25 protein-coding genes are annotated in these 26,998 nt (G+C 44.6%); 13 read left to right on the top strand and 12 right to left on the bottom strand.

All coding sequences use genetic code 11. The features are described 5' to 3' along the window. The first annotated feature begins 16 nt into the window (after positions 1-16). The 3 genes from QUA56_RS25910 to QUA56_RS25900 all read left to right on the top strand — a co-directional run bounded on the left by QUA56_RS25910 (position 17) and on the right by QUA56_RS25900 (position 2,205). Positions 17-850, top strand: coding sequence for a M15 family metallopeptidase (locus tag QUA56_RS25910; RefSeq protein WP_333363600.1), 834 nt, complete (start codon positions 17-19; stop codon positions 848-850). Positions 851-1,057: 207 nt separating this feature from the next. After that, a complete protein-coding gene (gene coaD, locus QUA56_RS25905) occupies positions 1,058-1,636 on the top strand; it encodes a pantetheine-phosphate adenylyltransferase (RefSeq protein ID WP_333363597.1) in 579 nt (192 codons plus the stop codon). Further along, a complete protein-coding gene (locus QUA56_RS25900; RefSeq protein ID WP_333363595.1) occupies positions 1,519-2,205 on the top strand; it encodes a DivIVA domain-containing protein in 687 nt (228 codons plus the stop codon). Before coaD ends, QUA56_RS25900 begins: the two co-directional genes overlap by 118 nt. A 199-nt stretch (positions 2,206-2,404) precedes the next feature. Here QUA56_RS25900 and QUA56_RS25895 read toward each other — a convergent pair whose 3' ends face one another. Beyond that, the gene (locus tag QUA56_RS25895) at positions 2,405-2,551 is read right to left on the bottom strand and encodes a hypothetical protein (RefSeq protein ID WP_333363592.1); all 147 of its coding nucleotides are present in this window, start codon (positions 2,549-2,551) and stop codon (positions 2,405-2,407) included. 51 nt (positions 2,552-2,602) lie between these two features. On the opposite strand from QUA56_RS25895, the gene QUA56_RS25890 reads away from it, so the two are divergent. Further along, positions 2,603-3,655, top strand: a complete 1,053-nt coding sequence (locus QUA56_RS25890; RefSeq protein WP_333363591.1) for an acyltransferase — start codon at positions 2,603-2,605, stop codon at positions 3,653-3,655. A gap of 14 nt (positions 3,656-3,669) precedes the next feature. On the opposite strand, the gene QUA56_RS25885 is transcribed toward QUA56_RS25890, so the two are convergent. Beyond that, the gene (locus QUA56_RS25885) at positions 3,670-4,401 is read right to left on the bottom strand and encodes a TIGR04283 family arsenosugar biosynthesis glycosyltransferase (RefSeq protein ID WP_333363588.1); all 732 of its coding nucleotides are present in this window, start codon (positions 4,399-4,401) and stop codon (positions 3,670-3,672) included. A 227-nt stretch (positions 4,402-4,628) separates the two neighbouring features. Between QUA56_RS25885 and ubiG the strand changes: the two genes are divergently transcribed. The 5 genes from ubiG (at position 4,629) to QUA56_RS25860 (ending at position 8,176) form a co-directional block, all read left to right on the top strand. Continuing rightward, positions 4,629-5,474, top strand: coding sequence for a bifunctional 2-polyprenyl-6-hydroxyphenol methylase/3-demethylubiquinol 3-O-methyltransferase UbiG (ubiG, locus tag QUA56_RS25880; RefSeq protein ID WP_333363586.1), 846 nt, complete (start codon positions 4,629-4,631; stop codon positions 5,472-5,474). 470 nt (positions 5,475-5,944) lie between these two features. After that, positions 5,945-6,271 (top strand): cupin domain-containing protein, encoded by a 327-nt coding sequence (locus QUA56_RS25875; protein WP_333363583.1) that lies wholly within the window; start codon positions 5,945-5,947, stop codon positions 6,269-6,271. 162 nt (positions 6,272-6,433) lie between these two features. Further along, entirely contained in the window at positions 6,434-6,946 is a 513-nt protein-coding gene (fldA, locus tag QUA56_RS25870) for a flavodoxin FldA (protein WP_333363580.1), read from the top strand. A gap of 126 nt (positions 6,947-7,072) precedes the next feature. Next, positions 7,073-7,810, top strand: a complete 738-nt coding sequence (locus QUA56_RS25865) for an alpha/beta hydrolase (RefSeq protein ID WP_333363577.1) — start codon at positions 7,073-7,075, stop codon at positions 7,808-7,810. Positions 7,811-7,918: 108 nt separating this feature from the next. Further along, positions 7,919-8,176 (top strand): hypothetical protein, encoded by a 258-nt coding sequence (locus QUA56_RS25860; RefSeq protein WP_333363574.1) that lies wholly within the window; start codon positions 7,919-7,921, stop codon positions 8,174-8,176. 285 nt (positions 8,177-8,461) lie between these two features. Here QUA56_RS25860 and QUA56_RS25855 read toward each other — a convergent pair whose 3' ends face one another. The 4 genes from QUA56_RS25855 to QUA56_RS25840 all read right to left on the bottom strand — a co-directional run bounded on the left by QUA56_RS25855 (position 8,462) and on the right by QUA56_RS25840 (position 11,991). Beyond that, positions 8,462-8,728, bottom strand: a complete 267-nt coding sequence (locus QUA56_RS25855; protein WP_333363571.1) for a FeoC-like transcriptional regulator — start codon at positions 8,726-8,728, stop codon at positions 8,462-8,464. A 117-nt stretch (positions 8,729-8,845) separates the two neighbouring features. Continuing rightward, positions 8,846-11,185: a Fe(2+) transporter permease subunit FeoB gene (gene feoB, locus QUA56_RS25850; RefSeq protein WP_333363568.1), complete on the bottom strand. Its 2,340-nt coding sequence runs from the start codon at positions 11,183-11,185 to the stop codon at positions 8,846-8,848. Then, a complete protein-coding gene (locus QUA56_RS25845; RefSeq protein ID WP_333363565.1) occupies positions 11,185-11,427 on the bottom strand; it encodes a FeoA family protein in 243 nt (80 codons plus the stop codon). Before QUA56_RS25845 ends, feoB begins: the two co-directional genes overlap by 1 nt. A 192-nt stretch (positions 11,428-11,619) precedes the next feature. Then, positions 11,620-11,991 (bottom strand): FeoA family protein, encoded by a 372-nt coding sequence (locus QUA56_RS25840; RefSeq protein WP_333363562.1) that lies wholly within the window; start codon positions 11,989-11,991, stop codon positions 11,620-11,622. Between the two features lie 499 nt (positions 11,992-12,490). On the opposite strand from QUA56_RS25840, the gene QUA56_RS25835 reads away from it, so the two are divergent. Beyond that, on the top strand, positions 12,491-13,399 hold the full coding sequence (locus QUA56_RS25835; protein ID WP_333363559.1) for an alpha/beta hydrolase: 909 nt from the start codon (positions 12,491-12,493) through the stop codon (positions 13,397-13,399). Between the two features lie 252 nt (positions 13,400-13,651). Here QUA56_RS25835 and QUA56_RS25830 read toward each other — a convergent pair whose 3' ends face one another. From QUA56_RS25830 to QUA56_RS25810, 5 genes are all read right to left on the bottom strand, one after another. Next, entirely contained in the window at positions 13,652-14,095 is a 444-nt protein-coding gene (locus QUA56_RS25830) for a DUF4079 domain-containing protein (protein WP_333363557.1), read from the bottom strand. A gap of 194 nt (positions 14,096-14,289) precedes the next feature. After that, positions 14,290-15,084 carry a WecB/TagA/CpsF family glycosyltransferase gene (locus QUA56_RS25825; protein ID WP_333363554.1) on the bottom strand — a complete coding sequence of 265 codons (795 nt, stop codon included), beginning with the start codon at positions 15,082-15,084 and terminating at the stop codon, positions 14,290-14,292. Positions 15,085-15,673: 589 nt separating this feature from the next. Next, positions 15,674-17,044 carry an O-antigen ligase domain-containing protein gene (locus QUA56_RS25820; RefSeq protein ID WP_333363551.1) on the bottom strand — a complete coding sequence of 457 codons (1,371 nt, stop codon included), beginning with the start codon at positions 17,042-17,044 and terminating at the stop codon, positions 15,674-15,676. Positions 17,045-17,152: 108 nt separating this feature from the next. Continuing rightward, complete coding sequence (locus QUA56_RS25815; protein ID WP_333363548.1) at positions 17,153-18,277, bottom strand: glycosyltransferase family 4 protein; 1,125 nt, start codon at positions 18,275-18,277, stop codon at positions 17,153-17,155. A gap of 466 nt (positions 18,278-18,743) precedes the next feature. Then, the gene (locus tag QUA56_RS25810) at positions 18,744-19,889 is read right to left on the bottom strand and encodes a glycosyltransferase family 4 protein (protein ID WP_333363545.1); all 1,146 of its coding nucleotides are present in this window, start codon (positions 19,887-19,889) and stop codon (positions 18,744-18,746) included. 1,102 nt (positions 19,890-20,991) lie between these two features. On the opposite strand from QUA56_RS25810, the gene QUA56_RS25805 reads away from it, so the two are divergent. Next, positions 20,992-23,283: an ATP-binding protein gene (locus QUA56_RS25805; RefSeq protein WP_333363542.1), complete on the top strand. Its 2,292-nt coding sequence runs from the start codon at positions 20,992-20,994 to the stop codon at positions 23,281-23,283. Here QUA56_RS25805 and QUA56_RS25800 read toward each other — a convergent pair. Continuing rightward, positions 23,276-23,965 carry a CPBP family intramembrane glutamic endopeptidase gene (locus tag QUA56_RS25800; RefSeq protein WP_333363540.1) on the bottom strand — a complete coding sequence of 230 codons (690 nt, stop codon included), beginning with the start codon at positions 23,963-23,965 and terminating at the stop codon, positions 23,276-23,278. The genes QUA56_RS25805 and QUA56_RS25800 overlap by 8 nt on opposite strands. Before the next feature lie 364 nt (positions 23,966-24,329). Between QUA56_RS25800 and QUA56_RS25795 the strand changes: the two genes are divergently transcribed. Then, entirely contained in the window at positions 24,330-25,919 is a 1,590-nt protein-coding gene (locus QUA56_RS25795; RefSeq protein ID WP_333363537.1) for an Hsp70 family protein, read from the top strand. Positions 25,920-25,996: 77 nt separating this feature from the next. After that, the gene (locus QUA56_RS25790; protein ID WP_333363534.1) at positions 25,997-26,824 is read left to right on the top strand and encodes a YwqG family protein; all 828 of its coding nucleotides are present in this window, start codon (positions 25,997-25,999) and stop codon (positions 26,822-26,824) included. The last annotated feature ends 174 nt before the right edge of the window (positions 26,825-26,998 follow it).

The following is a 26,998-nucleotide window of genomic DNA, read 5'->3' as shown; positions in this document are numbered from 1 at the left end:
CAGGAGTGGAGCTGGCTTGGATAACGCTAGTCTGTCGAGAAAACCCCCGCAAGCCTCGGAGCTTGTCGCCGACGAAATTCCAGAAGCAGTGCGAGACCACCCATACCCAGAAGCAGGGCAGAGTCAGTCCAAGAAAAAAGGGCTGATTTGGAAACTGCTAGGGTTGGCCGCATTAGCCTTTGGGGTCAGCATCTGGCTGCACCTCAACTTTAACTTGTTTCCAGCCAGTCAGGCAGAGCAAACTCAACAAAACCCAGCACCGGTGAGTTCCGCGTCTGGGTCGGCCGCGAGTCCAGCTACCAACTCAAAAGCCGGCACCGCAGCCGCAACCCCAGACAACCTGCTGGGACACTTGCCGTACCAAGAAGCACCAGCCAAAGACTTGGTAGGCGTCACCTCCGACGGTAGCATCAAACTCCGCACCTCAGCAGCAGCAAAATATCAGGAAATGGCCAACGCCGCAGCAGCTTCAGGCATCTACTTCGCTCCCATATCCGGCTTTCGCTCCGTGGAAGACCAACAGCACGTATTTTTTGACGTGAAAGCCGAACGCAGGCAAAACGCCAGCAAGCGAGCCGAAGTCAGTGCCCCTCCTGGTTATAGCGAACACCACACCGGTTACGCGATCGACATCGGCGACGGCAACGCCCCGGATACCAACCTCAGTCCCAGTTTTGAAAATACCCAAACATTCAAGTGGCTAGAAGCCAACGCCGTCACCTTCAGCTTTGAAATGTCCTTCCCCAAAAACAATCGCCAAGGCGTCAGTTACGAGCCTTGGCACTGGCGGTTTGTGGGCGACAAGCAAAGCCTCGAAACTTTTTACAAAGCTCATTCCATGAAAAAGTAGAAGTCAGTTGTCAGTTGACAGTTGACAGTTGACAGTTGACAGTTGTTAGTTGTCAGTTGTCGGGAGAATCAAGGAAGATTTTCGTAATTCTCCCCCTCTCCCCACTCTCCCCCTCTCCCCACTCTCCCACTCTACCCACTCTACCCACTCTCCCATTCCCCCACTCCTCCACTCTCCCACTCTTCCACTCTCCGTTGAGCCAAACTCGTGATTGCAATCTATCCAGGCAGCTTTGACCCCATTACCTTCGGTCACGCAGACATTATCGAGCGGGGCTGCAAACTGTTCGATCGGGTAATTGTTACCGTAGTCAGAAACCCCAGCAAAACTCCTCTCTTCACCGTAGAGGAACGGATCGAGCAGATCCTGCGCTCTACCCAACACTTGCCAAACGTAGAAGTAGACAGTTTTGAGGGTTTGACAGTAAACTATGCTAAGATTCGACAAGCCAAAGTGCTGCTGCGGGGGCTCCGGGTACTAACAGATTTTGAAATGGAACTCCAGATGGCCCACACCAATAAAACCCTTCTGGGCGAAATTGAAACAGTTTTTTTGGCAACTTCTAACGAGTACAGCTTTTTAAGTAGTAGTGTAGTTAAAGAAATAGCCAAGTTTGGTGGCTCCGTAGATCATCTTGTTCCGAAACACGTCGCCCTAGATATTTACAAATGTTACGCCAGCAGGAACCAACTCGCATCGAACCCGACAGTACCGGCCTCCGCACTGAGAACGAATCACCTCAGAACACAGCCGTATTCGGAGACCCCACCCGAACCGCAGGAGTAGACATCCAGCGGGAATTAAACCGGCTTGAGGAAATTGTTCTCGACAGTCCGCGAATTCCCATGACCAGACGCACTCTGGTGGATGAAGAACAGTTGCTCGATCAGTTAGACTTGGTGAGGCTAAATTTGCCGATCGCCTTTCAGGAAGCCGAGACGATCATCCGGCACAAGGACGACTTGCTTCAAGAGGCGGAACTTTACGCTCAGGAAGTGATAGAAGCAGCAGAACAGCGAGCGGCAGAACTTTTAAATGATATGGGCCTGCTCCAGCAGGCGAAGATAGAAGCAGATCAGTTGCGGCAGCAAGTTTTGCTCGACTGCGAGGCAATTCAGCAGGCGACGCTGGCGGAAGTCGAACAAATTCGCTACCAGGCTCAAGAGGAATTGGAAGAGATGAGAGTCAGGGCGATGGCTGAATGCGAGGAAATTCAAAACGGAGCCGACGATTATGCCGACCAAGTGCTCGATAATATCGAGCACAAGCTGAGCGATATGCTGCGCGTGATCCGCAACGGGCGCGATCGGTTGGATAGTGTTTCTGCGTCGCACATCCATCACACCAACGGTTAGCTAACAGTTAACTAATTTATGGAACATTTATAAAAGTCTACCTAAATTAGGTAGACTTTTTTTTGAATAGTCTTTATAGTCTTTCTTCCTCAATTCCAGCACTCGGTGACTGATTTTTGCCGAGATAAGTTTTGTGAACATAGGAGCAGATATAATATTTTGTGCTAGTGTAAAAACTCATCAGACAAAAAAATTCTACTTATACCAATTCTCGCCTCCAGAAAGCAACAATGATGAGTGTTGGCTTTGTTTCCTGAAAGACTGTATGCACCGGTGCGTCGCTGGGAGATTGTCGCTCGGAATTGAGGATTTTTGAGAGCGACGCACCCGGAGGCTGCTGTTGCATGAGTGTTGAGAATTAGTATTAGAGTCGAATTTTTGCAATCTAATTTTTACAATGCAAAAAGTTTCTAATCGGTTCGCTGAATTTGATTTGATCCGAGCTTTAGCGATCGTCAGTGTGGTGATTACTCATGCTGGGTTCTTGGCATTTAAAGATCGCAGAATTCTCTTTGTCGCGATCGATACATTGCAACTGTTCTGCGTACCTGCATTTTTACTGCTGAGCGGTTTTTTTCTCACCAACAAACTGGAAAATCAAAATAATCCCGCACTCGTAGTCAAAAAAAGACTGTCAAAAATTATACCCCCTTATCTGTTTTGGTCAATAGCTTTGTACATCTTAAATAATTTGGGGGATCTCAAAAAATTTGATTTACTTTCATTAATCCGAGATATCCTGACTGGCTCAGTGATGCCTCCCTATTACTTCATCGTTGTGATTGTTCAATGCTACGGCTGGTGGTGGCTCTTAGTGAAATTCAGAGTTTTAGAACCCAGAAAAGTTTTGGCTTTGGGCTTAACAATTCAAACAATTTTTACAATATTCTTTTACTTAACCGCTCTCAAATACATATCAATACCTCTACCTTTGATGGAGCGCTGGATTTTTAGTTGGATTTTGCCATTTTCAACAGGTCTATTTTTGGGCCGATCGTATGACAGCATTCAACCCGTTCTCGAACGCATAAAAATGCCAATTTTAGTGGCAACTATCCTCTTTTATATAGCAAGCATTTGGGAATATTACCTGATAAGTGAAGTTAATTCGGAGGGATGGTTTCTGCGATCGTTTTTTAAAATATCTTCTCAAGGATACGCAATTTTTTTCGTATTGTCGATCCTGGCATTTTCTAAGAGTATAGCACTTCCCAGTAGAATATCTGGGTTAATCAAAATATTGGCTGCTTATTCATTCCCTATCTATCTCCTGGATTCGACAGTAGTGAAATATGTGTTGTTAGTGTTTTATAAGTTTATTGACCCGGTAAATCCGCTGCTGAAGCTCGGCTTTTTAGTTGGCGGGACTTTGTTAGGTTGTTGGGTGATTATTTACCTGTTACAGAAAGTTTTGCCTGCAAAATACAGCCAGTCCATTCTGGGAATTTAATCGAATTTTGTGTCTCAGCGGATGTCTTCATAAAACTGCTTGAGATACCGGGGAGAAACGCCAAAACCCCACAAAAAACCAATCGAAAAATAGATAGCCGTTGCTTTAAATTCGCCCCAATTCGCCACTCGCCGATCGCTACTTTCGACTATCCTATTTACTAACTTAATTTTACCCAGCCGCACCAATTTTAAACATAAATCTGCTTCCTCCATAATTGGCAGCGCAGCATCGAAACCGGCGCATTCCCAAAAATCGGTACGGCGGCAAAAAATAACTTGGTCGCCAAACAGCAGGCGCAATCCTTTGAAAAATAAATGAGGTCGAAATAACAGCGGCGCGTAATAAGTTTTCAGGTAATTGTGGAGAGAAAAACCCCATCTTGTTTGCTGCGAACCAGCCATCAGAGAGATAAACCCGCCGCCGGCAATTTCGGCATCGGACAATGTTTTCTGGATGACTGCTACCATGTCGTCGGGAACTAAAGTATCCGCGTGGAGAAAGCACAGAATTTCGCCGGTGGCGACTTGGGCACCTAAATTCATTTGCACGGAACGTCCGGCTGTACTGCTAGAAATAACGCGGGTGGCGGCGGAAAGTGCGATCGCCGCTGTTTCGTCTTGACTGCCGCCGTCTACCACCAAAACTTCCCAAGCCGGAGGATTGAGGATGCTGAGTTGGCGGAGGGTGCGTTCCAGACAAGTCGCTTCGTTGAGGGCTGGGATGATAATAGAAACGCGATCCATTTCGTTGAAATTTGTGCCAAAAGTATTATAATAAACAACTGTGGCGATTCGCAACTTTAGAGAAAATAGAACTTATGCGCGGATTCAGAAACCCGGTTCCTGCCTGCGAACTCGTCACGAAACCTCGGATTTTTTACAAAAATTGGGTTTCTTGGTGTCAGTCCTATAAATTCAAGCAAAAGTTCAATAGCCCTCTATATTTTCCACTAATCAGGACTGAGAAAATCGTGCAGAAAACTGAAGTAAAAAATGATTTAGAATTTTATGAGGAAAATGCCGATAATTGGTGGGACGAAAATGCAAAAATTTATGCCTTATACCATCTAAATAAACCCAGATTTGAGTTTTTCGACAGACACGCGACTAATTGGCAAGGGCTGAAAACCTTAGATGTCGGGTGCGGCGGTGGCTTTTCTTGCGAGTTTATGGCCGAGAGAGGCGCTGTGGTTTCTGGAATAGATCGATCGGACAAATGTATTGTAGCAGCTCAAAATCACGCAGTTACTAGCGGTTTTGAGATTGACTACAGGCAGGGTTTTGCCGAAAATATGCCCTACGCTGACAATACCTTCGATGTTGTAATCTGCGTGGATGTTTTGGAACACGTGGCCGATTACAAAAAAGTTGTGTCTGAGGTTCACAGGATTCTCAAGCCCGGGGGACTGTTCTTTTTTGATACTATTAACAGAACTTTTTCCTCGCAAATTGTGATGATTGGACTGATGGAAAATACATTGCAGGAAATTAAGCGGGGCGTTCACGATTGGGACAAGTTTATTACCCCGGAGGAACTGTCTGTGGTAATGCGCGATACGGGTTTCGGCAAGATTGAAATTAAAGGTTTTGATATGTTTGGAGAAATGGGCGCTATTTTAGCCGAGATGCACGGTTTTTGGGGGAATTTTACAAGTGGAAAGCAGCTATTTCCTTCCCGGGAAAGTTTCCAACAAGTTTCTCAAGTGCTAATCTCTAATATTGCTAACTATTTTGATTACAAAAAGTCTGGCTTGTTTAAAATCAAAATTAATGAGGATACGTCGATTATGTATGTTGGCGTAGGGGCGAAGAATTAGTCGGTTAATTGTTGATTGTTGTCATGAGGGGCGGGTTTTGGCGATCGACAAATCCGGCTAAAACCCGCCTCTATTGCATTTTGTAGGGTTCGCACGCAGCGTTGCACCTTAGCCTGTTGAGTGCAATACACGTATTCCGTAGGGAGACGGCGCCGTATCCTTACTCTATTGGGGGTAATTGAGAATTGCTATATTCGCGATCGCACTACAAACCTAATTTTAAGAACTAACTGCGAATCATTACCAAATATTTTTAACGTCAAGTCATCGCACCTCGCAGTTCGATCGCCCAAAAATACCGCCCAGTCTTAGTTTGGGGCTGGTCGCGTTGAGCGGACACCTAGCTTGACAGCCTTTTGTAACAAATCTTAATGTTAGACTCTTGACAATTTATCTAAATTGCATGGTAGCTTATTGAATATTAATTGCAATAACTGCGGGAAGTTAACAGTACCTGGAGGTCAATCACCGTGACAGCAGCAATAGTTTCCGCGTCAGCCTCGCGAATTAGCGACGGACAACCCGCCTACAGCCAAAAACTGATGAGTTTGGGTAGAAATTGCGAAATACCTGACCTCGATAACTCCAAAGATGTAACCCTCGCCGTCTTAGAAGGAGTGGGAACTCTCACGGTGTGCGATCGAACAGTCACTTTAAAACCGGGAGTATTTGTGTTTGTACCCGCCGGCATCCCGCGCAGTCTAAAAGTACAAACGACCCTGAATTTGTTACTAATTGACTGCGAACCAGACCCCGATATGAGCGAGTCAGCTTGGTTAATGAATTTTCAACTTTAACCCGATGAAAAAACAGTGTCCTTGCTGCCTTGACTCCCTAATTTCTCAGGTTTGCCACAACCGTGTCTACTGTTTTTGTCTGAATTGCAGGCAGGAAATGCCAAATCCTGACTCAAAAAAAATAATTCTCAAGCACTACCAAATTTCACCTTCGGAGTAAAAATGTCAAAAACAATTGGTCTTTTCTACGGAACTACAACTGGGAAAACTGAGTCGGTAGCTGAAATGATTCGGGATGAATTTGGCGGCAATATCGTGACCTTGCACGAGATCGGCAGCGTTGAAAATGATGATTTTTCCGAATACGAATGTCTGATTATCGCTTGTCCGACTTGGAATATCGGCGAACTGCAAAGCGACTGGGAAGGTTTTTTTGCCGAACTTGATGATATTGATTTTAGCGGCAAAAAAGTAGCTTATGTGGGAACTGGCGACCAAGAAGGCTACCCGGATAATTTTATGGATGCAATGGGTATTCTGGCTGAAAAAATTTCGGAACAGGGCGGCGAAACAGTCGGTTATTGGCCGGTAGATGGCTATGATTTTAATGAATCTAAAGCTGTAGTTAATGGCAAGTTTTTAGGTCTTGCTATTGATGAAGACAACCAATCCGATCTGACGGAATCGCGCATCAAATCTTGGGTATCTCAACTCAAGAAAGAATTTAGCTTGTAGACTTAACGGTAGCAGGGTGAGTTTTGTAATTAGATTATGTTCGGCAATCAAAATTACGCACTCAACCCGCCCCGAAAATCTAGCAGATAAATTATTGTTAATAACTCGATCTCCAACTTAAAATAGATGAAATTTAGTTCAGAAGACGTGCTTTGGTTAAGTGTAAGCCCGAGTTTACAATTCTTCGATCGCTCGCTGCTTTCCTACTTAAATGATTCTGTACCAGTGCAAATATGGGAATACCAACAAACTGAAGACGAAGCTTGCTCTTTAGATATGGCTGTTGAACTTTTGCACGATTTTTTAACATTGCGCGATCGCCCAATTCATCTAATAGGCCACAGTACCAGCGGATTAGTTGGTTTAATGTATGCGCGCCGCTATCCTCACAAAGTAAGTTCTTTGGGACTTTTAGCTGTCGGTTTGCCATCTGCTATTAATTGGCAATCACATTACTATACGCATCTTTCAGCTTTTTCCTGGAGCCGAAAACAAGTTTTGACTCAAATGGTTGGCGATATGCTGGGATTGCCAAATCAAATAATCAATCAAAGATTTATATCATATTTTGAGGATGACTTAGCCTGTTCTCCTTGTCCTCACTCCTTATTTAGGATTAGTAATTCCCACGATGAAGGTGTAGAAGTACCTTTGTTGATCTGCAGCAGCAAAACAGATTTTATGGTATCTCCTGTTGTCATGCGCCGCTGGTCGAAATTTATTAAAAAAGGCGATCGGCTTTGGGAATGTCAAGACGGCAGGCATTTCTTTCACCACTTCTATCCAGAACAAGTCGGCGAAGAAATACTGAATTTTTGGCTATCCCTACACAGCCGCCAAGCAATTTTAGATTTGAAGTTCTAGATTCTCGATAATGTATTATAACGCTTTTCTGTGAGAGCCCGGACTTCTTTAAGCCTGGGAGGCTCTGAGTGTTCTGTTTTTTTAGGTTGTTCTACTTGCTAATTCAACTTGGAGCGAAACAGCCGCATTCCACTTGCAGTCACAATTAATGACGTTCCCGTATCTGCAATAACTGCAACTGCTAACGCCGCTTCAAACCAATCGCCTAAAATCACCGCACCAATTACCGAAATTGTCATCAACAGATTCATGTCAGCGCGCAGCAAGCGCAACTCCATCAGATCGGCGCTGGCGATCGATCGCAAATCCGGCTACAATAATACCGATACCGTAAAAACCCCGCGACAGCCAAATTGGCAGTGCTAAATGCTGAGTTAGCAATCCCAGGACGTTTAACTAGAAGGCTGTTTTATTAACTTTTGTGGATATTGTGGACAGCGTGGACAATTTTCGAGATAACAGAAGTGTTGTAACGACTGTTCAGCTATTAAATAAAATGATATACCAGATTGTATAATTTGCGCTCTTGTAGATACCGAGCGGGTGCGTAGCCGGAAACAATCTGGTTGTCTTTGAAAATCAGGGAGCGACGCACCATATAACTGAGTCTCGTAAAAAAAACTAAACTCCTTACTACAAACTTAATATCATTTAATGACAAGTTGCAGAAACCTGCTCTTGTGGTGACACCGACTCACCAGGATTTACCCACACATAAATCTCCGTTGCATCGTCGGCGCAACTGCCGCATCCGCCGCACTTTTTGGCTTCTGCCATTTTGCTAATTCTGCCTTTACGAATTAGGCGATTTAACATTCCGCGCAAAGCATCGCCATCCATCCGAAAGTGGATTTTTAGATCCGCGATGGAGGCTCTATTGTTGTCAGCAATAAATTTTTGCAGTTCGCTTAAAATCATGGTTTTTCTCCTTAGTTTGATTTTTAACCGCAGATGAACGCTGAGGATAGTTGATAGTGGATAGTTGACTACTGACTACTAACTACTGACTACTGACTACTGACTACTGACTACTGACTACTGACTAATTGCTTCCCGTCGTTTTGATCGTTTTCCACCAGCTAGTTTTAATGCCACAAGAGTCAAGCCCATAGCTATGATTAGTATGACAATGCAAATCAGAGATGAGTCTGGATGCTCTGAAAATGTGGCTATTTGATAGTATCCAACTGCTGTGAAATAGGCGACACCAGTAGTCCATAGACCCGCGAATACAGTCCATCCTAAGTTAGTTTCACGGTAAAGTGCGGCCGTTGCGGAGACGCAGGGAAAGTACAGCAATACAAACAGCAAATAAGCAAAAGCTGCTTGATTGGAACGGAACCGCTGGGACATTTGTCCGTAGGTGCTACCAGAGATACCTTGATCTTCTTCTGCTTGTTTTTGATCGGTAATATTGGCTGAACTTAAGCCGAGGGGATCGAAAAGTTGACCGGGAAGTTTTGTTAGATTCTCTGGGATGCTGAAAAATGCTTTGCCGATATTTCCCCAGAAGCTAAATTCTTCTTCTTTCTCCGGTTCTCCACTTGCTGCTTTTTGTTCGTCTTCTAGTTGGGTGTACAAGGAATCTAAGGTTCCAACCATTACTTCTTTGGCAAATACTCCTGTTAGCAAACCGACGGTGGCGGGCCAGTTTTCTTGGGTGATTCCCATTGGTGTAAATACAGGTGTTGCCGCGCGGCCGACTGCACTAAGAATTGAGTCTTTGCTGTTGTCTTTGCCGAAGGAACCGTCGGTGCCCACTGAGCTCATGAATCCTAGTATAACCACCATGATCACGATCGCAATTCCGGCCTTTGTGATAAAAGCTTTCAGCCTGTCCCAAGTACGCAGCAGCACTCCTTTGAGCTTGGGAATGTGGTAGGGTGGCAATTCCATAACAAAAGGCGCGGCTTCTCCTTGGAGGATGGTATTCTTGAGGATTAGTCCGGTGAGAACAGCGGCTAGAATTCCGATTAGGTAAAGTCCTAATACCATGTTTTGACCGCCGACTTGGAAGAATGCGCCGCAAAATAGGGCGTAAACTGCTAATCTGGCGCTACAAGACATGAATGGGTTCATCATAATTGTCATCATGCGATCGCGCTTATTTTCCAATGTCCGCGTCGCCATAATTCCGGGGATGTTGCAGCCGAAACCTACCATCATCGGTACAAAAGATTTACCGGGAAGTCCGACAAATCGCATTAATCTGTCCATCACAAAGGCAGCCCGTGCCATATAGCCGGAGTCTTCTAAAACTGACAAACACAAAAACATCATCCCAATTTGGGGGATAAATGTAGATGTGGTTTGAATGCCACCACCAGCACCTTTTGCGAGAATTCCAATCAACCATCCTGGTGCGCTGATACTTTCTAAAAGTTTAGCGAAACCATCTACAAAAATTGTCCCCAAGGCGATGTCAAAAAAGTCGATAAACACTGCACCAACGTTAATCGAAATGGTGAACATTAGGTACATTACCGCTAAGAATACGGGAATGCCTAAGAAACGGTTGAGAACAATTTGGTCAATTTTGTCGGAAACGTTGATTTTGACTTCCCTAGAACATTCGGCGACGCCTTGGGTTAGGTTGCGGATGAAGGTGTAACGGCTGTCGGCGATGATAATATCGAGGTCGTCATCGAGGGTTTCGTGGACTCGGCGGCGGTGCGGAACGACGATTTTTTCGAGTTCTGTACTGGCGAGTTCGGGGGCGACTTCATCCTGATATTCTAACAGCTTCAGGGCTGTCCAGCGGGCATCGACGTTGCGATTAGGGCTGTGTTTTTCGATGTGCGGGATGAGTTGGCCGATCGCATCTTCGATCGCAGCCGGATAAGCGACATAGGCAGATGGTACGATCGGCTGAGACAGCGCCCGATTAATCGCATCACGCAACAGAGGCACTCCGTCATTTGAGGAAGCACTCATCGGCACTACCGTACAGCCGAGGCGTTCTGCAAGTTTATTGACATTAATTCGGAAATCCCGTTCTTTGGCAACATCCATCATGTTCAGCGCCAAAATTGTCGGTACGCGCATCTCCAAAATTTGGGTAGTGAGATACAAATTGCGCTCTAAATTAGAAGCATCAACAATATTAATAATTACGTCAGCTTCCCCAGATAGCAAATAATCTCGCGCTACCAATTCATCGAGTCCAGTATCTCCATCTTCCGCATCAAGAGAATAAACTCCCGGTAAGTCAACAATCGTAATTGCTAAACCATCGTGAGTGTATTTTCCCTCTTTGCGTTCGACAGTTACTCCAGGCCAATTCCCTACTCTTTGGTTAGCACCTGTCAGGGCATTAAACAAAGTAGTTTTGCCGCAGTTAGGATTGCCCACCAATCCAATAATTTGCTTAGTCATTATTTAACCTCTTCTACAAATAGGGTTTTGGCTTCATCTTTGCGTAAACTGAGTTTAAAACCCCGTACCAGGATTTCTACGGGATCTCCTAGGGGTGCGTGCCTGGTGACGGTAAATTCAGTTCCAGGTGTCAGCCCCATTGCGAGCAATTTGCCTTTATAACCTCTGGCTGTTTTCTCATAGGCAATGACGCGGCCGATTGCGCCGACAGCTAAATCCCCTAGTTGTTTTTTCTCGTTCATCTGTTGTTTCAATGCCGTCTAAATTTGGACAAATTAAATGAAATTATTGAATGTAACAACCCTTTCAGAATGTGTGAACATCTCTTTTTTCTCTTCCTCAGCGCCAAGAGCGCCCTCTGCGGTTCATAAAAGAAAATCTTTTTCACAAATCAAATAAAATTGCTGTGAGATGCAATTTTTTTTGTGATTTCCCTAGATGAGATTCGTGCACAGAATTTTTTGTGCCATACCCGCCCCCAAACCGATGCGGTTGTCGCCAATTGCCACAATTACAGAACCGGCAGAATTGCTGATGATTTGAACTTCAATAGTGGGGACTAATCCCATGCCGATTAGACGACGCACAGTGCCTTCTGAACCTTTGAGTTTGACAATCCGCAGTTTCTCGCCGATGCTAGCCATTGCTAGGGGGAATGATTTACCTTCGGGTACCCCAGGCTGAGTTTCTTTGCTGCTGTCTTCGCTTCCAGAGACTTCTGGTGTCTCGCCGTAAAAGGTGAAACCCTGGAACTGTCTGGGGTTTGACTTTTGCTTCTGTTCGCTGTATTCTTGGTTTTGTTTCATATTTTTTCTCGCGGTCGATCGGTTTTAGCAGCAAGTTGTTTAACGTTACTCGCACGATAGACTTGAGATAAATTCTCAATACGAGCGGCGCGTAAGAGCAGGCATCGCTAAAGTCTGGGCTTCGGTTTACTTGTTTCCTTTGGATATTTCGGATACGGTTGTTCGCCGCGCTCGGAAATTTGATGGCTTTTTGGCGATCGAGAATTGAAATCTCTCTTGGGTTAGGTGCTAATTTGTGGTTGAACTGAGTGGGCGTCACCGTTAATGCACTTAAGCAGTTTATATGAAAAAGCTGTTATTAGCAACTATTCTCAAATAATTTTACCGGAAGTCAACAGACTCAGCCCTTGCTGCTCCGTAGCGATACTAAACTGCGATCGAATTTTAATGGCTCGATCGCCCCAACTCCTAAAATAGCGATCGAGCAAGCAATATATACTTAAATCTTAGGGCGAGTACAGGGACACTGCCCCTACCGATTCACAATTTATCAAGAATCATGCCAGCAAGTTTTCTCCCAAAATCGATCGCAAAACTCACAGAATCCACATCAATTGCTTTAGCCCAAAGCATTCAACAGGAGGCAATTACAACTCCCCTATCTTCTGGGGCAATTGCCACAACCTACGCGCGCCAAGGCAGCGGAAACACCCCTATTTTGCTAATTCACGGCTTCGACAGTTCCCTGTTTGAATTCCGCCGCCTGTTGCCGCTGCTGGCTGCCGAAAATGAAACTTGGGCGGTTGATTTGTTGGGTTTTGGCTTTACAGAAAGATCCGCAGGTTTGGCATTCAGTCAAAAGGCGATCGCCACTCACCTCTACTATTTCTGGAAAACGCTAATTTCGCAGCCTGTAATCTTAGTCGGTGCTTCAATGGGAGGTGCAGCAGCAATTGACTTCACTCTCAATCATCCTGAAGCAGTCAAAAAATTAGTTTTGATTGATAGTGCTGGTTTTGCCATCACTTCTAATAAGGGGAAATTTTTAGTTCCTCCTTTAGGATATTTGGCAACTTCATTTTTGCGAAATCCCAAAATCCGCCAGCAAATTAGCATCAATGCTTATTTCGATAAAAAATTGGCTTCTCTAGACGCTCAAACTTGCGCTGCTTTGCACTTGGAAATGCCCAACTGGAATCAAGCTTTAATTTCGTTTACCAAAAGCGGCGGTTACGGAGGTTTTGGGGAAAAACTGTCACAAATTCAGCAGCAGACGCTGATTTTGTGGGGAAAACAAGACCGGATTTTGGGGACTGCGGATGCGGCAAAATTTGAAAGTGCGATCGCAAATTCTCAACTAATTTGGATACCCGACTGCGGGCACGTTCCCCACTTAGAAAAGCCGCAGATTACCGCGCAACATATTTTAGAATTCATAAATAAAAGCGGACTCACGCAAAAAAATTAAACGTAGGGTGCGCCGCCGCACCTTAAATATACAGCATATTCCATGTATGTGCGGTACACACAATCTTGTAGTAAGTAAGGTGCGTCGCTTTCAGAGTCAATCTGCAAGTTCCATTGAACCTGCGGCAGCGACGCACCCTACATAACACGTACCGCACAATATAGCTGCTACTGTGCTTCATGAACCTGGAATATGCTGTATGTTTTCATTTGCGGATTTGCTATGTATAGTGTGAGGTCAAATAGACAGGTTTCAAACTTTCGGCAAATACTTCTGTACGATCGTCCATCCTGTGAACAACACAGTCACAAATCCCCCAAACAAAGCCAAATTAGTGCTGATGTGGAGGGGACGCGCCCAAGGATTTTTAGGGCCAATTTGCAGCCCGCTTCCAACAGAAACCAACACCAAAGCAACAACAGCTAACCCGGCCGGTAAATGAGCCGAGTGACCCAAATTGCCGTAGTATCCCAGCGTACCGACTACACCAATTCCCAGCAGTAAAATTACCAAAGTCGCCATCCCCGCACCAGTCGCCAAATGGAAAGGACGCAGCCATTTAGGGCGCGGTTGTTTCGTACTCCTAGAGGCAAACATCCACGTTCCAGTAACTGCAAGCAACAGGTAAGCTAACAGGGAAACACCCATTGACCAAGCCGCTATTTTCCACAACCACAAGAAAGAAGGCAGATTCATGATTTAAATCCCTAATTAGGGATTTGCAACAAAGGTTTCACTCAGATTTTACCTGGACTTGAAAGCAAAAATGAATAATTTTGAGAGAAAGTGCGATCGGACTATCCACAGCTTGCATCCGTCTTACCTTGAAGTCAAACGCACTTTCTTTCATACTCAGCTTAATTTACGTTATAAATTTGTCGCCACAGTTTTTAGGAACCGCCTTCCCATTCTAGCTTTCTGGTTTTGCTGTCAAGGAAAGGCATTTTATAAAACCCTAATTTTTGTTCTAAGATTAATCGGAAAAAAGGCAAACCTTCTATCAAATATCTTTTCCACAACCTTCTCGGTTCGCTTAACAGTCGGTACGCCCATTCTATGCCGACTTCGCTCATCCATTTGGGAGCTCTTGCTTTGCAACCAGCTTCAAAATCAATGGTTGCACCTACTGCTAAGAAAATTTTGACGTGTGTTAATTTGCTCCTGTATTTAACCAGCCACTTCTCTTGCTTGGGCGCTCCCACTCCTATAGCCAGAACTGTCGCCCCTGATTTATTGATCGCGTCAATTATTGTTTCACATTCTTCCTCATTTTTTTCAAAGCCAAAAGAAGGAGAAAGCGCTTCAACTACTATTTCTCTACCAATTTTTTGGTTAATTTTTTCCTGGGCTTTCTTAGCAATACCTTCAGCAGCCCCTAGCAAAAATATTTTAATGTTCTCGTTATCTTTGTGATACATATAAAATGCAGGGAACAAGTCCGAACCAGAAATTTTTTCTTTGAGAGGAGTACCCAAAAACTTGGAGGCATACATCAATATTTGACTGTCACAAACTCTATAAGTAGAGGTATTGTAAGCTTCATAGAAGTCGCGGTCATACTGCAACTTAATCAAGTGGTCTACATTTGGCGTAAATACGACACCACCTTCGCCGTCGAGTTTTTCAAACAACTCTGTTATTGACAAGTTATCTATGGAGACATTCAATAAATTAACTGTTTTCATTTGTTGTTCCCTTCCAGCCTTTCTATTAAACTACAACTCAAACTATTATAACTCACACTACAGCCTCGTGTTTTCGCTACTTAGGCGTTTATTTCGGTGAATATACTTTTTTAAGTATATACTCGTGAACCCTACCTGTCCAGTCAGATTTTTTAAAGATTGTGTAAAGAATCAGCTTGTTTTAGCAAAAAGTGTAAAAATCCAATTTGTGTTTATAACCCAATACGCTTGGGATCAGACACTCATGGAGACAAAACCCTGTGAACAATAGATACTCCGAAGGCGCGTGCGGGCCCTTCGGGCTTATGCTGAGCCCAAAGCTCTCTTCGGACAAAAAAACATTAACCCAAGCGTATTGGTTGATAACCCGCAACACGATTGTAATAAAAATACAATCCCGTGCTAATCGTTGAAGCATTGTAAAGTAATGTCAAAAATAATTTTTGACATTGCTTTTAATCGAGTCAGAAATAGATCGCAACTTCCGAACTTGATTTGATGCAAAGGTGGTAAATTTTATACTTTTTGTATGCAGCGAATGCAATATATTTTCGAGCTTGAACTGAAGCGGCGATCGCATCCCTGAAAATCATCCTGATTTTTGGTGAACCAGCGACTGTCTTCTTGGTGGCGAAGTGGTTTTTTTGGTCTTGAGACTTTCGGGAGCTTTTAAGACCAGACCCGATATTCCTCCAGCAATCATCGCAAAAATCGGGTTAGTCATAGCGTTCAAAACACAGTCAAACACATACATAATTAAGGCTACTCCCAAGGCCGCAGCGGGAGCTACTTTGGGATTAGACCAGGTTCTAGCGGGATACTTAAACAGGCAAAAGACGATAACAGGAAGTAACAATGAAGAAAATAAACTAACTAAACCGACTGCACCGTTGACGCCAAATGTAATAATCCATAAGCTGTCGGTGACCGAGATATCTTTACCATACTCGTTGTACACGCGGTTGCCGCCGGAATCCCCCCAGCCAAAAAGAAATCTTTGCCGCGCTTTTTCCCCCAATATTTCTTCCATGTCAAATCTAAACTTCAGAGAGGCGGCTCGTTCTTCGCCAAATATTTGAGTGATGAAGTCAATCACGTCTTTGCTAGAAAATTGACCCGATGCAGCTACGTAGAGATAAAATACTATATATGCAATTATAAATAGCAGGGGCAAAGAGGTGCGAAACCACTTGGCAGAAAATAATACGAGTAACGCCATTGCAAATAAACTGTAGGCGCCCGTAGAACGGCACAGGAAAAAAGCGATAGTTAATATAATTGCTAAAGTCTTGATGTTGCGACCCTGAAACTTTTTGAGCGTCCCAGTTTGCCAAAGCCAAACTCCGATTAAGGCGGCTGTCATCATCCACACGCCCACCATCAAACCGTGCTGCATAAATACTACCGGTCTCCACCCCCCCAAACGCCTTGCTTGACCCCAGTCCTCAAAGGCATTGACGCCGTAAATCATTTGGTGCAGGATTGGGCCCTTAACTCCTTCAATTAAAGTAAAAGGAATATAAGCCAACCCACCTGCAAAAATCCCGATCGCCAATTGTCGCAGCCCGTCTAAACTACCCACATACAAGCGTCCTAAAAAATAAGGCAGACCCCAAGTAACGACTTGGTTGAGAGTCGGAGAAATCGGGCTGCCGCCATTAGTAACTTGTGAAACAATTGGACACAAACAGCAAACTACGATTGGCACGTCCAGCCAACCGGGCTTAAAAGTGGTGATGCGCGCAGTATCGTAGACAACAGTCGCCAGCAAAATGCCGTAGCAAGCTGCCGAGATTTTGGTATACGGCGGCAATAGGGGGATAGGGTACTCTGCTTGTGGCAAAAACAGCCACGCTGCAACAAAACTGATAATTACCGCCCGCTGAGTCGGAAACCTCACAAACAGGTAAAAAACGATTGGAATGAAGCCGAACATAGCAACTGGGATTAATGCAACCATAGGTCTTTTTTTGCAGTAAAATTGTAGAAAGAAAACACAATTTGCCCGATAAAAATTCTCAACAAACGATCGCCCCAACCCAATCTTTTAAATCAACCTCAATTTATTTTAGGCTTTGTCAGTTAATTGTGGCTGACGTTCCACAGCAGCGTACAGTGCAGCCTCGAAAAGATTAGTTGCATCCTCCCAGGTATAATGTATCACCGTTTCCAAAGCAGTTTCAGACATTGCCCGCCATTCGGCATCAGACAACTGACAAATCTGCTCGATCGCGAGTGCCATATCCTCTGGGTCTTCTGGCTTGACAAGTATTCCACCCCCGCCAGCAAGTAGTTCCGGAGCCGCACCAGCAGGAGTTCCGATGACTGGAGTGCCGCAAGCCAAAGCTTCTAAAATTGGCAAGCCGAAGCCTTCCGAGCTACTGGAAAACAGCCAAGCATCGCATTTGCTGTAAAATTCTTTGAGTTGGTCTTGAGTAGGTGCCTTATTATACTCCGTGCCATCAGGCAGCAAATTGGGAGGAGGACTATCGCGGCCGGAACCAAAGGCAACTAAATGAAGGTTGGGAATTTTTTTAGCAGCTATAGAGAAAGCTTTCAGGGCAAGAGCGCAGCCTTTCCAAGGAGTTGTAGTATAGTACATCCCGACTGTGGGAACTAATTGCTTGCCTCGCGGCTGCTTCGCTCGCGACTGGGGGTCGTAAAACTGTTTGGTGTCCACGGTGGGAGGGACGAGAGATACAGACAAATCGCCGTATTCATTCCGAGCTATGTCTGCCAGCCACTGGGCCACAGCGATTTTGTGCATTGGCAGCCGCCAAGTTGCCTCTACTCGACCTTTTGGTATGTAGTCAAAAGCCTCGTAGTGTTGGAGAAAATATACTTTCGTTCCTTTGCTCGGAGAGAGTTTTGCCACCCATTCGGCCGTTTCCCACCAAGTAGCCATGATAATATCCGCATCAGGTACGTCCTTGTCGGTAATTGGACGCTCGGTTTCGAGAACTAGGCTTTCGACATCCACCTTGTCAAAGTGAGAGGGTTCTTTCACCAGAGCGGGTTCCCAACCCCTACCCCTCAGCAGCGATCGCAATTGTTGGATCAAAGTCGGTTGCCCCCGGGGCGTAGAGACGATAAATATTTTGTGTCCTCGCTTTTGGAGAAGTTCTGTGTAGATAGATAACACCCTCATGCCACCTGTAAGACAAAGGGTAGGAAGGACAAAAGTAATTTTCATGAGTAGATGCCGAAGATTGACACTGGTCTATCAAACTTCTCCATAGATAACATGAATTTCACACTTACCAGCCTCTTTTTGGCTTGTGTGCAAGTGCGGGGTTCTGCAGGAGGCGATCGTCACTTGATAGTCGAGCCGACCTTACTTTGTCATCATGGACTTTTCCCAATTACAAATCGGGAGATGTTTGAGGACTAGACAAGTTTAACCTGTAACAGCGCGAGTCTCAAAACCTCCGTTGCACTCGGGTTCAGATTTTGGCCGATCGCTTTACAACCAGTATTCGCTAGCCGGTGGGGCCAGAATTCGTGTCTAGACTGCTCGGTGGAAAACAGGACACGGGCGATTTTAGTTTTAGCAGAAGCACCCTACCAAATGATTTTGAGTTTCTGCCCAGAATCCGACGCCTAGAACGCGGGTAGCGCAGAATTTCAAATGGCTGCATTTAGCATTTAAGATCAATTTTTTAGTTGGCCACTACGGGACCCGCAAAGTAGGGAGAAAAGGAAACTATCTGAACATCGCGCTGTTTAGATTTGTCTACAGCAACTTTCAATCCCGCTTCAAAATGATCCGTGGCATCTTCCCAAGTATAATTCCTCACCTTGGCATAGGCGGCTTCGGACAGGGCTTGCCACTCGGAATTGGGCAACTGACAGATATACTCTATGGCTTTTGCGATTTCTTGGGGATCTTCTGGTCTTACAAGTATGCCAGTACCGCCGCTCAAAATTTCAGGAGCAGCGCCTGCTGGGGTACTGATGACGGGAGTGCGGCACGCCATCGCTTCGATAATTGGCAAGCCGAAGCCTTCTGAGCGGCTCGCCAGCAGCCAGGCATCGCATTTGCTGTAAGAGTCTTTGAGTTTGTCTTGGTCGGGTTGAATTACATACTCGGCATTGGCCGGTAGGGGCAATTCCGAGGATGGGGCATCTACACCGAAGGCAACCAGACGCAGGTTGGGGATTTTTTCGGCAGCTAGGGAAAAAGCTTGGAGGGCGATGTCGGTTCCTTTCCAGTAGATTGTAGAGTACATTATTCCAATTGTAGGAACCGATTGTTTGTTGCGAGGAGCGGCGTAAAATTGCTTGGTGTCCACGCTCGGAGGAGCTAAGGAAACTTGGCGATCGCCGTATTTCGTCCGAGCTAGGTCAACTAACCACTGAGAGATCGTAATTTTGTGCATTGGCAGCATCCAGGTTGCTTCTACTCTACCTTGAGGTAGATAGTCAAAAACTTCGTGGTGCTGGATAAAATAAGCTTTTGCTCCTTTGCGGGGAGAGAGTTTGGCTACCCACTCGGCGGTTTCCCACCAGGTGGCAACTACTACGTCAGCGTCAGGTACATCTTTGTCCTCTATCGGGTGGTAGCGATCGGTAATTTTGTGTTCTACACCTAAGTTATCGAAAAATGAGGGCTCGTTTTCAGGTGTGGAAATCCAACCCCGTCCCCGCAGCAGCGACTTGACTTGCTGGCGCATACTCGCTTGGGCGTGGGGTACAGAGATGACGAACACGGAGTGTCCTCGCTTTCTCAAAAGTTCTGCAAAAATAGATATTACGCGTATTCCACCAGTCAGAGACAGAGTAGGAAGAACAAAGGTGATTTTCATTTTTAAGTCCCGCTGAAGACTCCGACTCTTGACGGCGCTGCTACCAGCGCTGATGTTAGAGCCCGAAAGGAAAGAGGGGCGGGTGAATATTAATTACCGCTTTCCTGGTGTGTACATAAGATTCAACCTAGCGACTGTTCGCAACACCCCAGTATCGATCTGCCACAACTTCGCTTTCATTGAAATGATAATAACGATTAGTGCGATCGCGCAACAGTTCCTATAGGGATAATTTTCAGGTGAGCGAAAGTTCCTCCTAAAGACAGATACCTCATCAAAAAACAGCTTTTTTCGAGGCTAATACCAAGCTAGACAACACTTCCTCTTTAACATAAAAGCACTTGCCTATCCTAGGACACAGATGTACGGGAAACCGAAAAGCAACCAACCTTTACTGTGGGGAAATGTAGCATTAGTAACAATATTCAGTAGATGGACGCTCGCCGTCGGCTAAATTTTATACTGTAACTTCAAAGAGGGAAATTCTTACTTTAAAAATGTTGATTTCCCGATCCAACAGCTCTAAAAACTGAACGACAGCTTTGATTTTTTGTTAACTATGCTGTTGGTATTGCTTGACAAAATATCGTATTGTGTCAGGATTCAGAGATGATGGTTGTCTCAGATACTGGCACGGGAGCGATCGAGCGAATGACCGTATTGGACGCGCGAATGAAGGAACAAATCGGGTTTTTTAACCAATACCCCTCGCCCTCACTTGTGATATTTGAGTGAAAAAACCCGGTTAATGCGTCCACTGTTTGAAAAAATAGGTTTCCAAATCGTGCTATAGAACATAGAGTTTCACCGCTATAAATTTAATTAGCTGCCTGAGTTGTAAATTTGTTAATAGAAGGCGATCGCATGAAAGGATTCCCAAAAGCGACTGCCACTTCGGGGCCGAGTATATGTAGCGTGCCTGCACAAGTCCTGTCTAAGTAATTACCGTAAAAAAAAATTAGCAAATTATCAAATGACCGTGTAAAGATAAAAGGAATACTCAGGGCCCAGCGGTCTAGATCGTGCCAACCTTGACTCCTAAGCTGCCGTCGCAGCTTAGCGGTATGTATCAAACTACCAGGCTTACAAAAAATTTCATCTTATGAAAGAATCATTCTTCCTAAGTTTGCGATTCCAGATGACAATCGGCGTGCTCTTGGGGGTTGTGCCGCCGATGCTTGCAGCGATATGGTTTGCCAGTTTTCACGCAGCTAACATTATTCGATCGCAAGCGAAACAAAACCTAGAATTAAAAGCAGATGTCTTAACTGAAAGCATTTCCCGGTGGGAACAAATGAACATTCGAGTGTTGCACAGCATCAGTCAAAATCCCAATACAGTCAGCATGAATGCTAGCAAACAGTTGCCGCTGCTAATTGGCATCAACCGCAGCTACAGCCACATATACCTTGCCGAAGCTTACAATTTAGAAGGGTACGTTGTCGCCCGCGGCAGCGGCACGCCGCCCGATCGCATCAACCGCAGCGATCGCTATTGGTTTAAAAGTGCAGTTGCTGGCACTGAAATTACCCGCGAAACTTTGATATCTCGCTTAACTGGAAAACCCGCAGTTATTTTCTCAACACCGATTCGGGAATTTGCTAGTTTAAGTTTGGGCGATCGAGGAAATTCAGTCAGCCAATTGCAGCAGCAACTCAAACAACTCGGCTATTACAAAAACGAAATTACGGGAATTTACGGAAACACCACCGCCGACGCCGTTGCTCAATTTCAAAAAAAATATTCTGGCTTGCCGGTTGATGGCAGCGTCGATTTTACAACCAAGCAGCTTCTCGAACTAGCAACTAATTTTCAACAAAAATTTTCTCAAACACATCAATTAAATTCAAGCGATAAACCTGCTGACCAACTGGGAAAAATTCAAGGAGTAGCTATTATAGGTATATTATTAAGCGACCTCGCTAGAGCGATCGGAACAGTCCGCATCGGCAAAACTGGCTTCGCTTTTTTGGTGGACAAAAAAGGTCAATTAATCGCTCATCCAGACGAGAAATTATTTGCAGAAAAGCAACTAATAAACCTCAGCAACTATCCGCCAGTCAAAACCCTGTTAGGAGGCAAAAGCGGTGCATTTTACTTCGCCGACGAGCGGGGAGTGAAATGGCTTTCATGTCTAAACCAATTAGACAGTGGTTGGGGCGTAATTATCTTGCAGGAAGAAGCCGAGGTTTTAGAAAAAGAAGAGTTATTTTGGCAGTTTGCAATTACTATTGCCGCCATTGCAGTCTTGGGAGTCGGCGGTTTGACGTGGATATTAACCAGCCGTTTGGTTCGGCCGATCGGCGACTTGACAGTTGCAGCAGCACAGTTGTCTAGCGGCGACTGGAATCAGAGAGTAAATATCGATCGCCAAGATGAATTGGGAACTTTAGCCAAAGCTTTCAATCGCATGGCTGTGCAGTTGCAAAAGTTATTTGCTAGCTTGGAAGCAAAAAATCAGGAAGCAGACAATGCTCGCACCGAAGCTGAAAAAGCTAGCAAGGCAAAAAGCTTATTTATGGCAAATATGAGCCACGAACTCCGCACGCCTCTGAATGCGATTATGGGCTACAGCGAAATCTTAGAAGAGGAAGCCTGCGACCTGAATTGTGAGGAATTAGTCCCAGATTTGCAAAGAATTAATAATGCAAGCAAACATTTATTATCTCTCATTAATGATATTTTAGATATTTCTAAAATAGAAGCTGGCAGAATAGAGTTATACTTAGAAACCTGCGAAATATCGGCGATTATCGACGATGTAGCTACTACTATTAAACCTTTAGTTGAGAAAAATAGTAATGTTTTGACCGTCAATTGTCCGCCAGATATCGGCACTTTTTATACCGATCTTACTAAGATTTATCAGTGTTTGTTAAACCTGCTGAGCAATGCCAGCAAATTTACCGAAGCTGGTGAAATTACTTTAGAAGTAAGCCGATTTAGAAGCAAAAAGGAAGAGGGAAAAGGGAAGAAGGAAGAAGTCCGATCGAAGTCTGAAGAAGGAAGAAAGAAGACGGGGGAAAAAAATATTTTCCTGGGACAGGAGAAAGTAGAATCGGATGTTTTAGGTTTAGAAACGAAGTGGGAAGGAGAAACCAGCGAGAAAGAATTAGAATCGGATATTTCGGCTGGTGAAGAATGGATTAGTTTCAAAGTTAGCGATACTGGAATTGGGATGAATGCAGAGCAAATTGAGAGAGTATTTCAAGCTTTTACGCAAGCGGACGAGTCTACTACTCGCAGGTACGGCGGTACGGGTTTGGGACTGGCAATCGCCAAGAAATTTTGTCAGATAATGGGGGGAGATATTAGTCTGGAGAGCGAGTTGGGAAAAGGGTCAGTTTTTACGATAAAATTGCCGGCGATAGTCGCTAAAAAAGCAGCTAGTTAAAGAGTATTTGCCAAGCAATAATTGCTAGTGCAAAATCTGCGATCGCGTGGCTGATATAACTAGACCAAAGCGAACGGTAAGTCAGATAACACTGCGACCAGATTATCCCGGCGGCGAAGACAGCTAATGAGCCTAAGAGCACAGCGTGCCAGTCGCTGTAAGCTGCTATTACCCAAATATGGTGCAGCGTGAAAAATAGCGAACTCAGAAATATTGCTCCTGTTCCCGGTATGAGAATCTGGCACTTGTTGCAGACAAACCACCGCCAAGTAAATTCTTCAATCAGCGAGTTGACTAGGACGAAATACGCTTCAACAATCAAGTAAATATTAGCACTGTTAATGCCCAATTGCTGCGCTTTTTCTTTAGCAACTACAGGATCGATCCAGTGCTGGCCCAAAAAGCTATAGACACCCACAATTACCGCAAACATGAATATTCCCCAAATAGCTCCAGCCACCAACTCTCGGCGCTTGGGTAGGGATAAACTGAGCTTTTTGCGATCGACAAAAACAGACCACGCGATCGGAAAAACCAGCAACCAAACTTGACACAAGACTGACAGTGTTTGTCCCCAGCCTCCCGGGGCAATATACAAGCCTGCTATGATACCGATACTAGCAACAGGGACAAGCAGTGTTAGAGCCAATAGTGCTGTTTTGCGAGAGTGAATGTCCAGCATTTTTCACGCTTTATTGTAAAATTGGATTGATATCAAAGGTAAAAGCTTAGCCGCTGCGGACAGGCGATACCACTTTCAAAAAACAATGCAACTGTAGGCAATAGCCAAACCCATTATCCAGTCAGTTATTCCCAATTATTTAATCTAAAATATAAAATGGTATGAGATTTGTGCCGCTTATAAAAGTGGCGCGCCTTTGTGGCATCGAAAAATATGCAATTGCACAAAATTGAAGACTCCGCCGCTAAAGCAGTTTTGGTTGCAAGAAAATCTTTATTCAAGAACAATTTGATTATTTGTTTGCATTTGCCGCTCCAAATACCATATTATAATCTAATCCCTAGTAGCTGTGTATTTTGGCTGAATGACGATCGCAATTGATTTTGGAACTAGCAACACAGTCGTCGCTCGCTGGAATCAAGCCCTCCAGCAGCCCGAAACTTTGAAATTACCGGGATTGTCGGCAATCTCGGCTCAAAATCCGCCCCTAATTCCCAGTTTGCTCTACGTTGAGGACGCTGCTAAAAGTAAAATCACAGTCGGTCAGCAAGTCCGCGACAAAGGCCTTGATTTGAGTGGAGATTCTCGGTTTTTCCGCAATTTTAAACGGGGAATTGGTACTTCTGTTCAGGGTTTTGTGCCGGAACTTGACGGGCAACTTATTACTTTTGAACGAGTAGGCGAGTGGTATTTGAGCCAAATTGTGAACTCAATTCGCGAACTCCCCTTGCCGGTCGATTCTTTGATTTTTACTGTGCCGGTAGATAGTTTTGAAGCTTACCGCCATTGGTTGGGCAAAGTGTCTCAATCTCTGCAAGTAGAACAGGTGCGGATGTTGGACGAACCTACGGCGGCTGCTTTGGGTTACGGTTTGGCCGATCGCGAAATTCTGTTAGTCATTGATTTTGGCGGCGGAACTCTCGATCTTTCTTTAGTACGTTTGGACGCTTCCTCCGACAAAAAGCCCCTCGGTTTTATTCTCAAATGGGGCGAAAAGTTATTGGCTGAATCTTCAGCCCAAAAAACAAAAGTTGCCCGGGTTTTGGCTAAAGCCGGACAAAATTTAGGCGGTTCGGATATTGATAATTGGCTGGTTGACTATTTTGTCAAAACGAAAAACCTGGCAAAATCTCCGATTACAACGAGATTGGCAGAACGGTTAAAGATTCAGTTGTCTTTGGTAAATCAGGCGGTTGAAGTTTATTTTGATGATGAAAATTTTGAAAGTTACGAATTAGAATTAGACCGAGATCGCTTTGAGTCTATCCTCGCCGAACATCAGTTTTTTGACAACCTCGACGAGTGCATGAATCAAGTATTGCAGCAAGCGCGTCGCCAAGGCTTAGAAATTGGCGACATCGATGCAGTTTTGCTAGTTGGCGGTACTGTACAAATTCCCGCAGTCCAGCGTTGGGTGCAGCAATATTTCGAGCCGGCAAAAATTCGGTGCGACAAACCCTTTGAGGCGATCGCCCAAGGTGCTCTGCAACTGAGTCAAGGCATACAAATCAAAGATTTTCTCTATCACAGTTACGGCATTCGCTACTGGAACCGCCGCGAGAATTGCCACAGTTGGCACAGTTTAATTAAATCCGGCCAGTCTTATCCGATGAGCGAACCGATAGAATTAGTCTTGGGGGCTTCTTTAGAAAATCAGCCGAGTATAGAATTAATTATCGGCGAATTGGGAGCGGAAACTGGCGGCACGGAGATATATTTTGACGGCGACAGGCTAATTACTCGCCAACTCGCGGGTCAAACATCGGTACAGCCGCTAAATGATAAAGACGGAGCCCGCAGCATCGCTCAATTGACGCCGCCTGGGTATCCGGGGAGCGATCGCGTCAAAATTTTGTTTCGCGTTGACGAACAGCGCTTTTTACGCATTACCGTGGAAGATTTGCTGACAAATGAAACTTTGTTAGAGGATAAACCAGTGGTGCAGCTAAGTTAGGAATAGGCTTGACAGGTAACGTGCGCTTCGGCGCACCCTACTGATTGCATTCAAAACAAATTGATTGTTAAAAGCAGATGAATTATCAACTAGAACTTCCACTCTCTCCCGAATTAGAAAAGTATCGCGACCGAATCGAAGCTACCATTAAACCTTACATTGAAATTAAAATTCAGAATAATGACCAGGTTAATTGGTGGCAGAGTAAATTTGGGGGATTGCCCTATTTACCTAAAGGCTTTGAGTATCCAAAAACTGCTGAAGGTAAATATTTATTCTTGCTAGCACAAATCAACTTTTCTGAAGTACCGCCTTTAGATGGTTTTCCCGATCGGGGGATTTTGCAGTTTTATATAGCCGACGATGACCTATATGGTTTAGAGTTGGGCAATTCCGCCAATGTAGATAATCCCGCAGTCGAACAACAATTCAAAATAATCTATTTTCCTCAGCCAGATTTGAACGTTGAAAACATGATTGCCAATTACGATTTTTTGCCGGAACCGGAAGCTTTTCCTATAGATGGCTGTTGCAGCTTGCAATTTACTAAAAAATATGCGCCGATTACTACCAGTGACTACAAATTTACCGAACAGTTAGGAGAAGAAATTGATGAGTTATTTCTCGATGATGAAATTAGGGATGAGTACCTAGAAATATCGTCTCCTTTTGGTCATAAAATAGGTGGTTATCCTGATTTTACACAAACCGACATAAGAGAATATAGTAGTAAGTGCGATCGGAAACACAAGGAAGATATTCTTCTATTCCAAATGGATACCGATAGAAATGATACAGTAAAGATTATGTGGGGAGATATGGGTATAAGTAACTTTTTTATTGATGAATTAGCACTCAGGCAATTAGATTTTAGTAAGGTTTTATACAATTGGGATTGTAGTTAATACCAATTCTCTAAAGTCTTGCAACAATGATGAGTGTGGGTTTGTTTACGCTCACCCGCTCGTGTAAGGTGCGTCGCTCAAAGATTGTGGATATTCTTTAACCCACATTCCGCAGTTCTGGCTTTAATGACTAAGGATTATCATACATTCAGTGTAGGAAAAATATCTGTGCCT

It is taken from the genome of Microcoleus sp. N3A4, assembly GCF_036701805.1.
GTDB lineage: Bacteria > Cyanobacteriota > Cyanobacteriia > Cyanobacteriales > Microcoleaceae > Microcoleus.
The sequence above is the reverse complement of the archived record's forward strand: the minus strand, read 5'-3'. Positions and strand labels throughout refer to the sequence as shown.

What these genes read in the sequence shown, in the direction of transcription:
- fldA (WP_333363580.1), top strand. Translation starts at nt 6,434, where the DNA reads ATGTCAAAAACAATTGGTCTTTTCTACGGAACTACAACTGGGAAAACT.
- QUA56_RS25790 (WP_333363534.1), top strand. Translation starts at nt 25,997, where the DNA reads ATGAATTATCAACTAGAACTTCCACTCTCTCCCGAATTAGAAAAGTAT.
- QUA56_RS25820 (WP_333363551.1), bottom strand. Translation starts at nt 17,044, where the DNA reads ATGGTTGCATTAATCCCAGTTGCTATGTTCGGCTTCATTCCAATCGTT.
- QUA56_RS25855 (WP_333363571.1), bottom strand. Translation starts at nt 8,728, where the DNA reads ATGATTTTAAGCGAACTGCAAAAATTTATTGCTGACAACAATAGAGCC.
- feoB (WP_333363568.1), bottom strand. Translation starts at nt 11,185, where the DNA reads ATGACTAAGCAAATTATTGGATTGGTGGGCAATCCTAACTGCGGCAAA.
- QUA56_RS25885 (WP_333363588.1), bottom strand. Translation starts at nt 4,401, where the DNA reads ATGGATCGCGTTTCTATTATCATCCCAGCCCTCAACGAAGCGACTTGT.
- QUA56_RS25895 (WP_333363592.1), bottom strand. Translation starts at nt 2,551, where the DNA reads ATGCAACAGCAGCCTCCGGGTGCGTCGCTCTCAAAAATCCTCAATTCC.
- QUA56_RS25900 (WP_333363595.1), top strand. Translation starts at nt 1,519, where the DNA reads ATGTTACGCCAGCAGGAACCAACTCGCATCGAACCCGACAGTACCGGC.
- QUA56_RS25805 (WP_333363542.1), top strand. Translation starts at nt 20,992, where the DNA reads ATGAAAGAATCATTCTTCCTAAGTTTGCGATTCCAGATGACAATCGGC.
- QUA56_RS25810 (WP_333363545.1), bottom strand. Translation starts at nt 19,889, where the DNA reads ATGAAAATCACCTTTGTTCTTCCTACTCTGTCTCTGACTGGTGGAATA.
- QUA56_RS25825 (WP_333363554.1), bottom strand. Translation starts at nt 15,084, where the DNA reads ATGAAAACAGTTAATTTATTGAATGTCTCCATAGATAACTTGTCAATA.
- QUA56_RS25845 (WP_333363565.1), bottom strand. Translation starts at nt 11,427, where the DNA reads ATGAACGAGAAAAAACAACTAGGGGATTTAGCTGTCGGCGCAATCGGC.
- QUA56_RS25795 (WP_333363537.1), top strand. Translation starts at nt 24,330, where the DNA reads ATGACGATCGCAATTGATTTTGGAACTAGCAACACAGTCGTCGCTCGC.
- QUA56_RS25865 (WP_333363577.1), top strand. Translation starts at nt 7,073, where the DNA reads ATGAAATTTAGTTCAGAAGACGTGCTTTGGTTAAGTGTAAGCCCGAGT.
- QUA56_RS25830 (WP_333363557.1), bottom strand. Translation starts at nt 14,095, where the DNA reads ATGAATCTGCCTTCTTTCTTGTGGTTGTGGAAAATAGCGGCTTGGTCA.
- QUA56_RS25815 (WP_333363548.1), bottom strand. Translation starts at nt 18,277, where the DNA reads ATGAAAATTACTTTTGTCCTTCCTACCCTTTGTCTTACAGGTGGCATG.
- QUA56_RS25890 (WP_333363591.1), top strand. Translation starts at nt 2,603, where the DNA reads ATGCAAAAAGTTTCTAATCGGTTCGCTGAATTTGATTTGATCCGAGCT.
- QUA56_RS25800 (WP_333363540.1), bottom strand. Translation starts at nt 23,965, where the DNA reads ATGCTGGACATTCACTCTCGCAAAACAGCACTATTGGCTCTAACACTG.
- QUA56_RS25840 (WP_333363562.1), bottom strand. Translation starts at nt 11,991, where the DNA reads ATGAAACAAAACCAAGAATACAGCGAACAGAAGCAAAAGTCAAACCCC.
- QUA56_RS25835 (WP_333363559.1), top strand. Translation starts at nt 12,491, where the DNA reads ATGCCAGCAAGTTTTCTCCCAAAATCGATCGCAAAACTCACAGAATCC.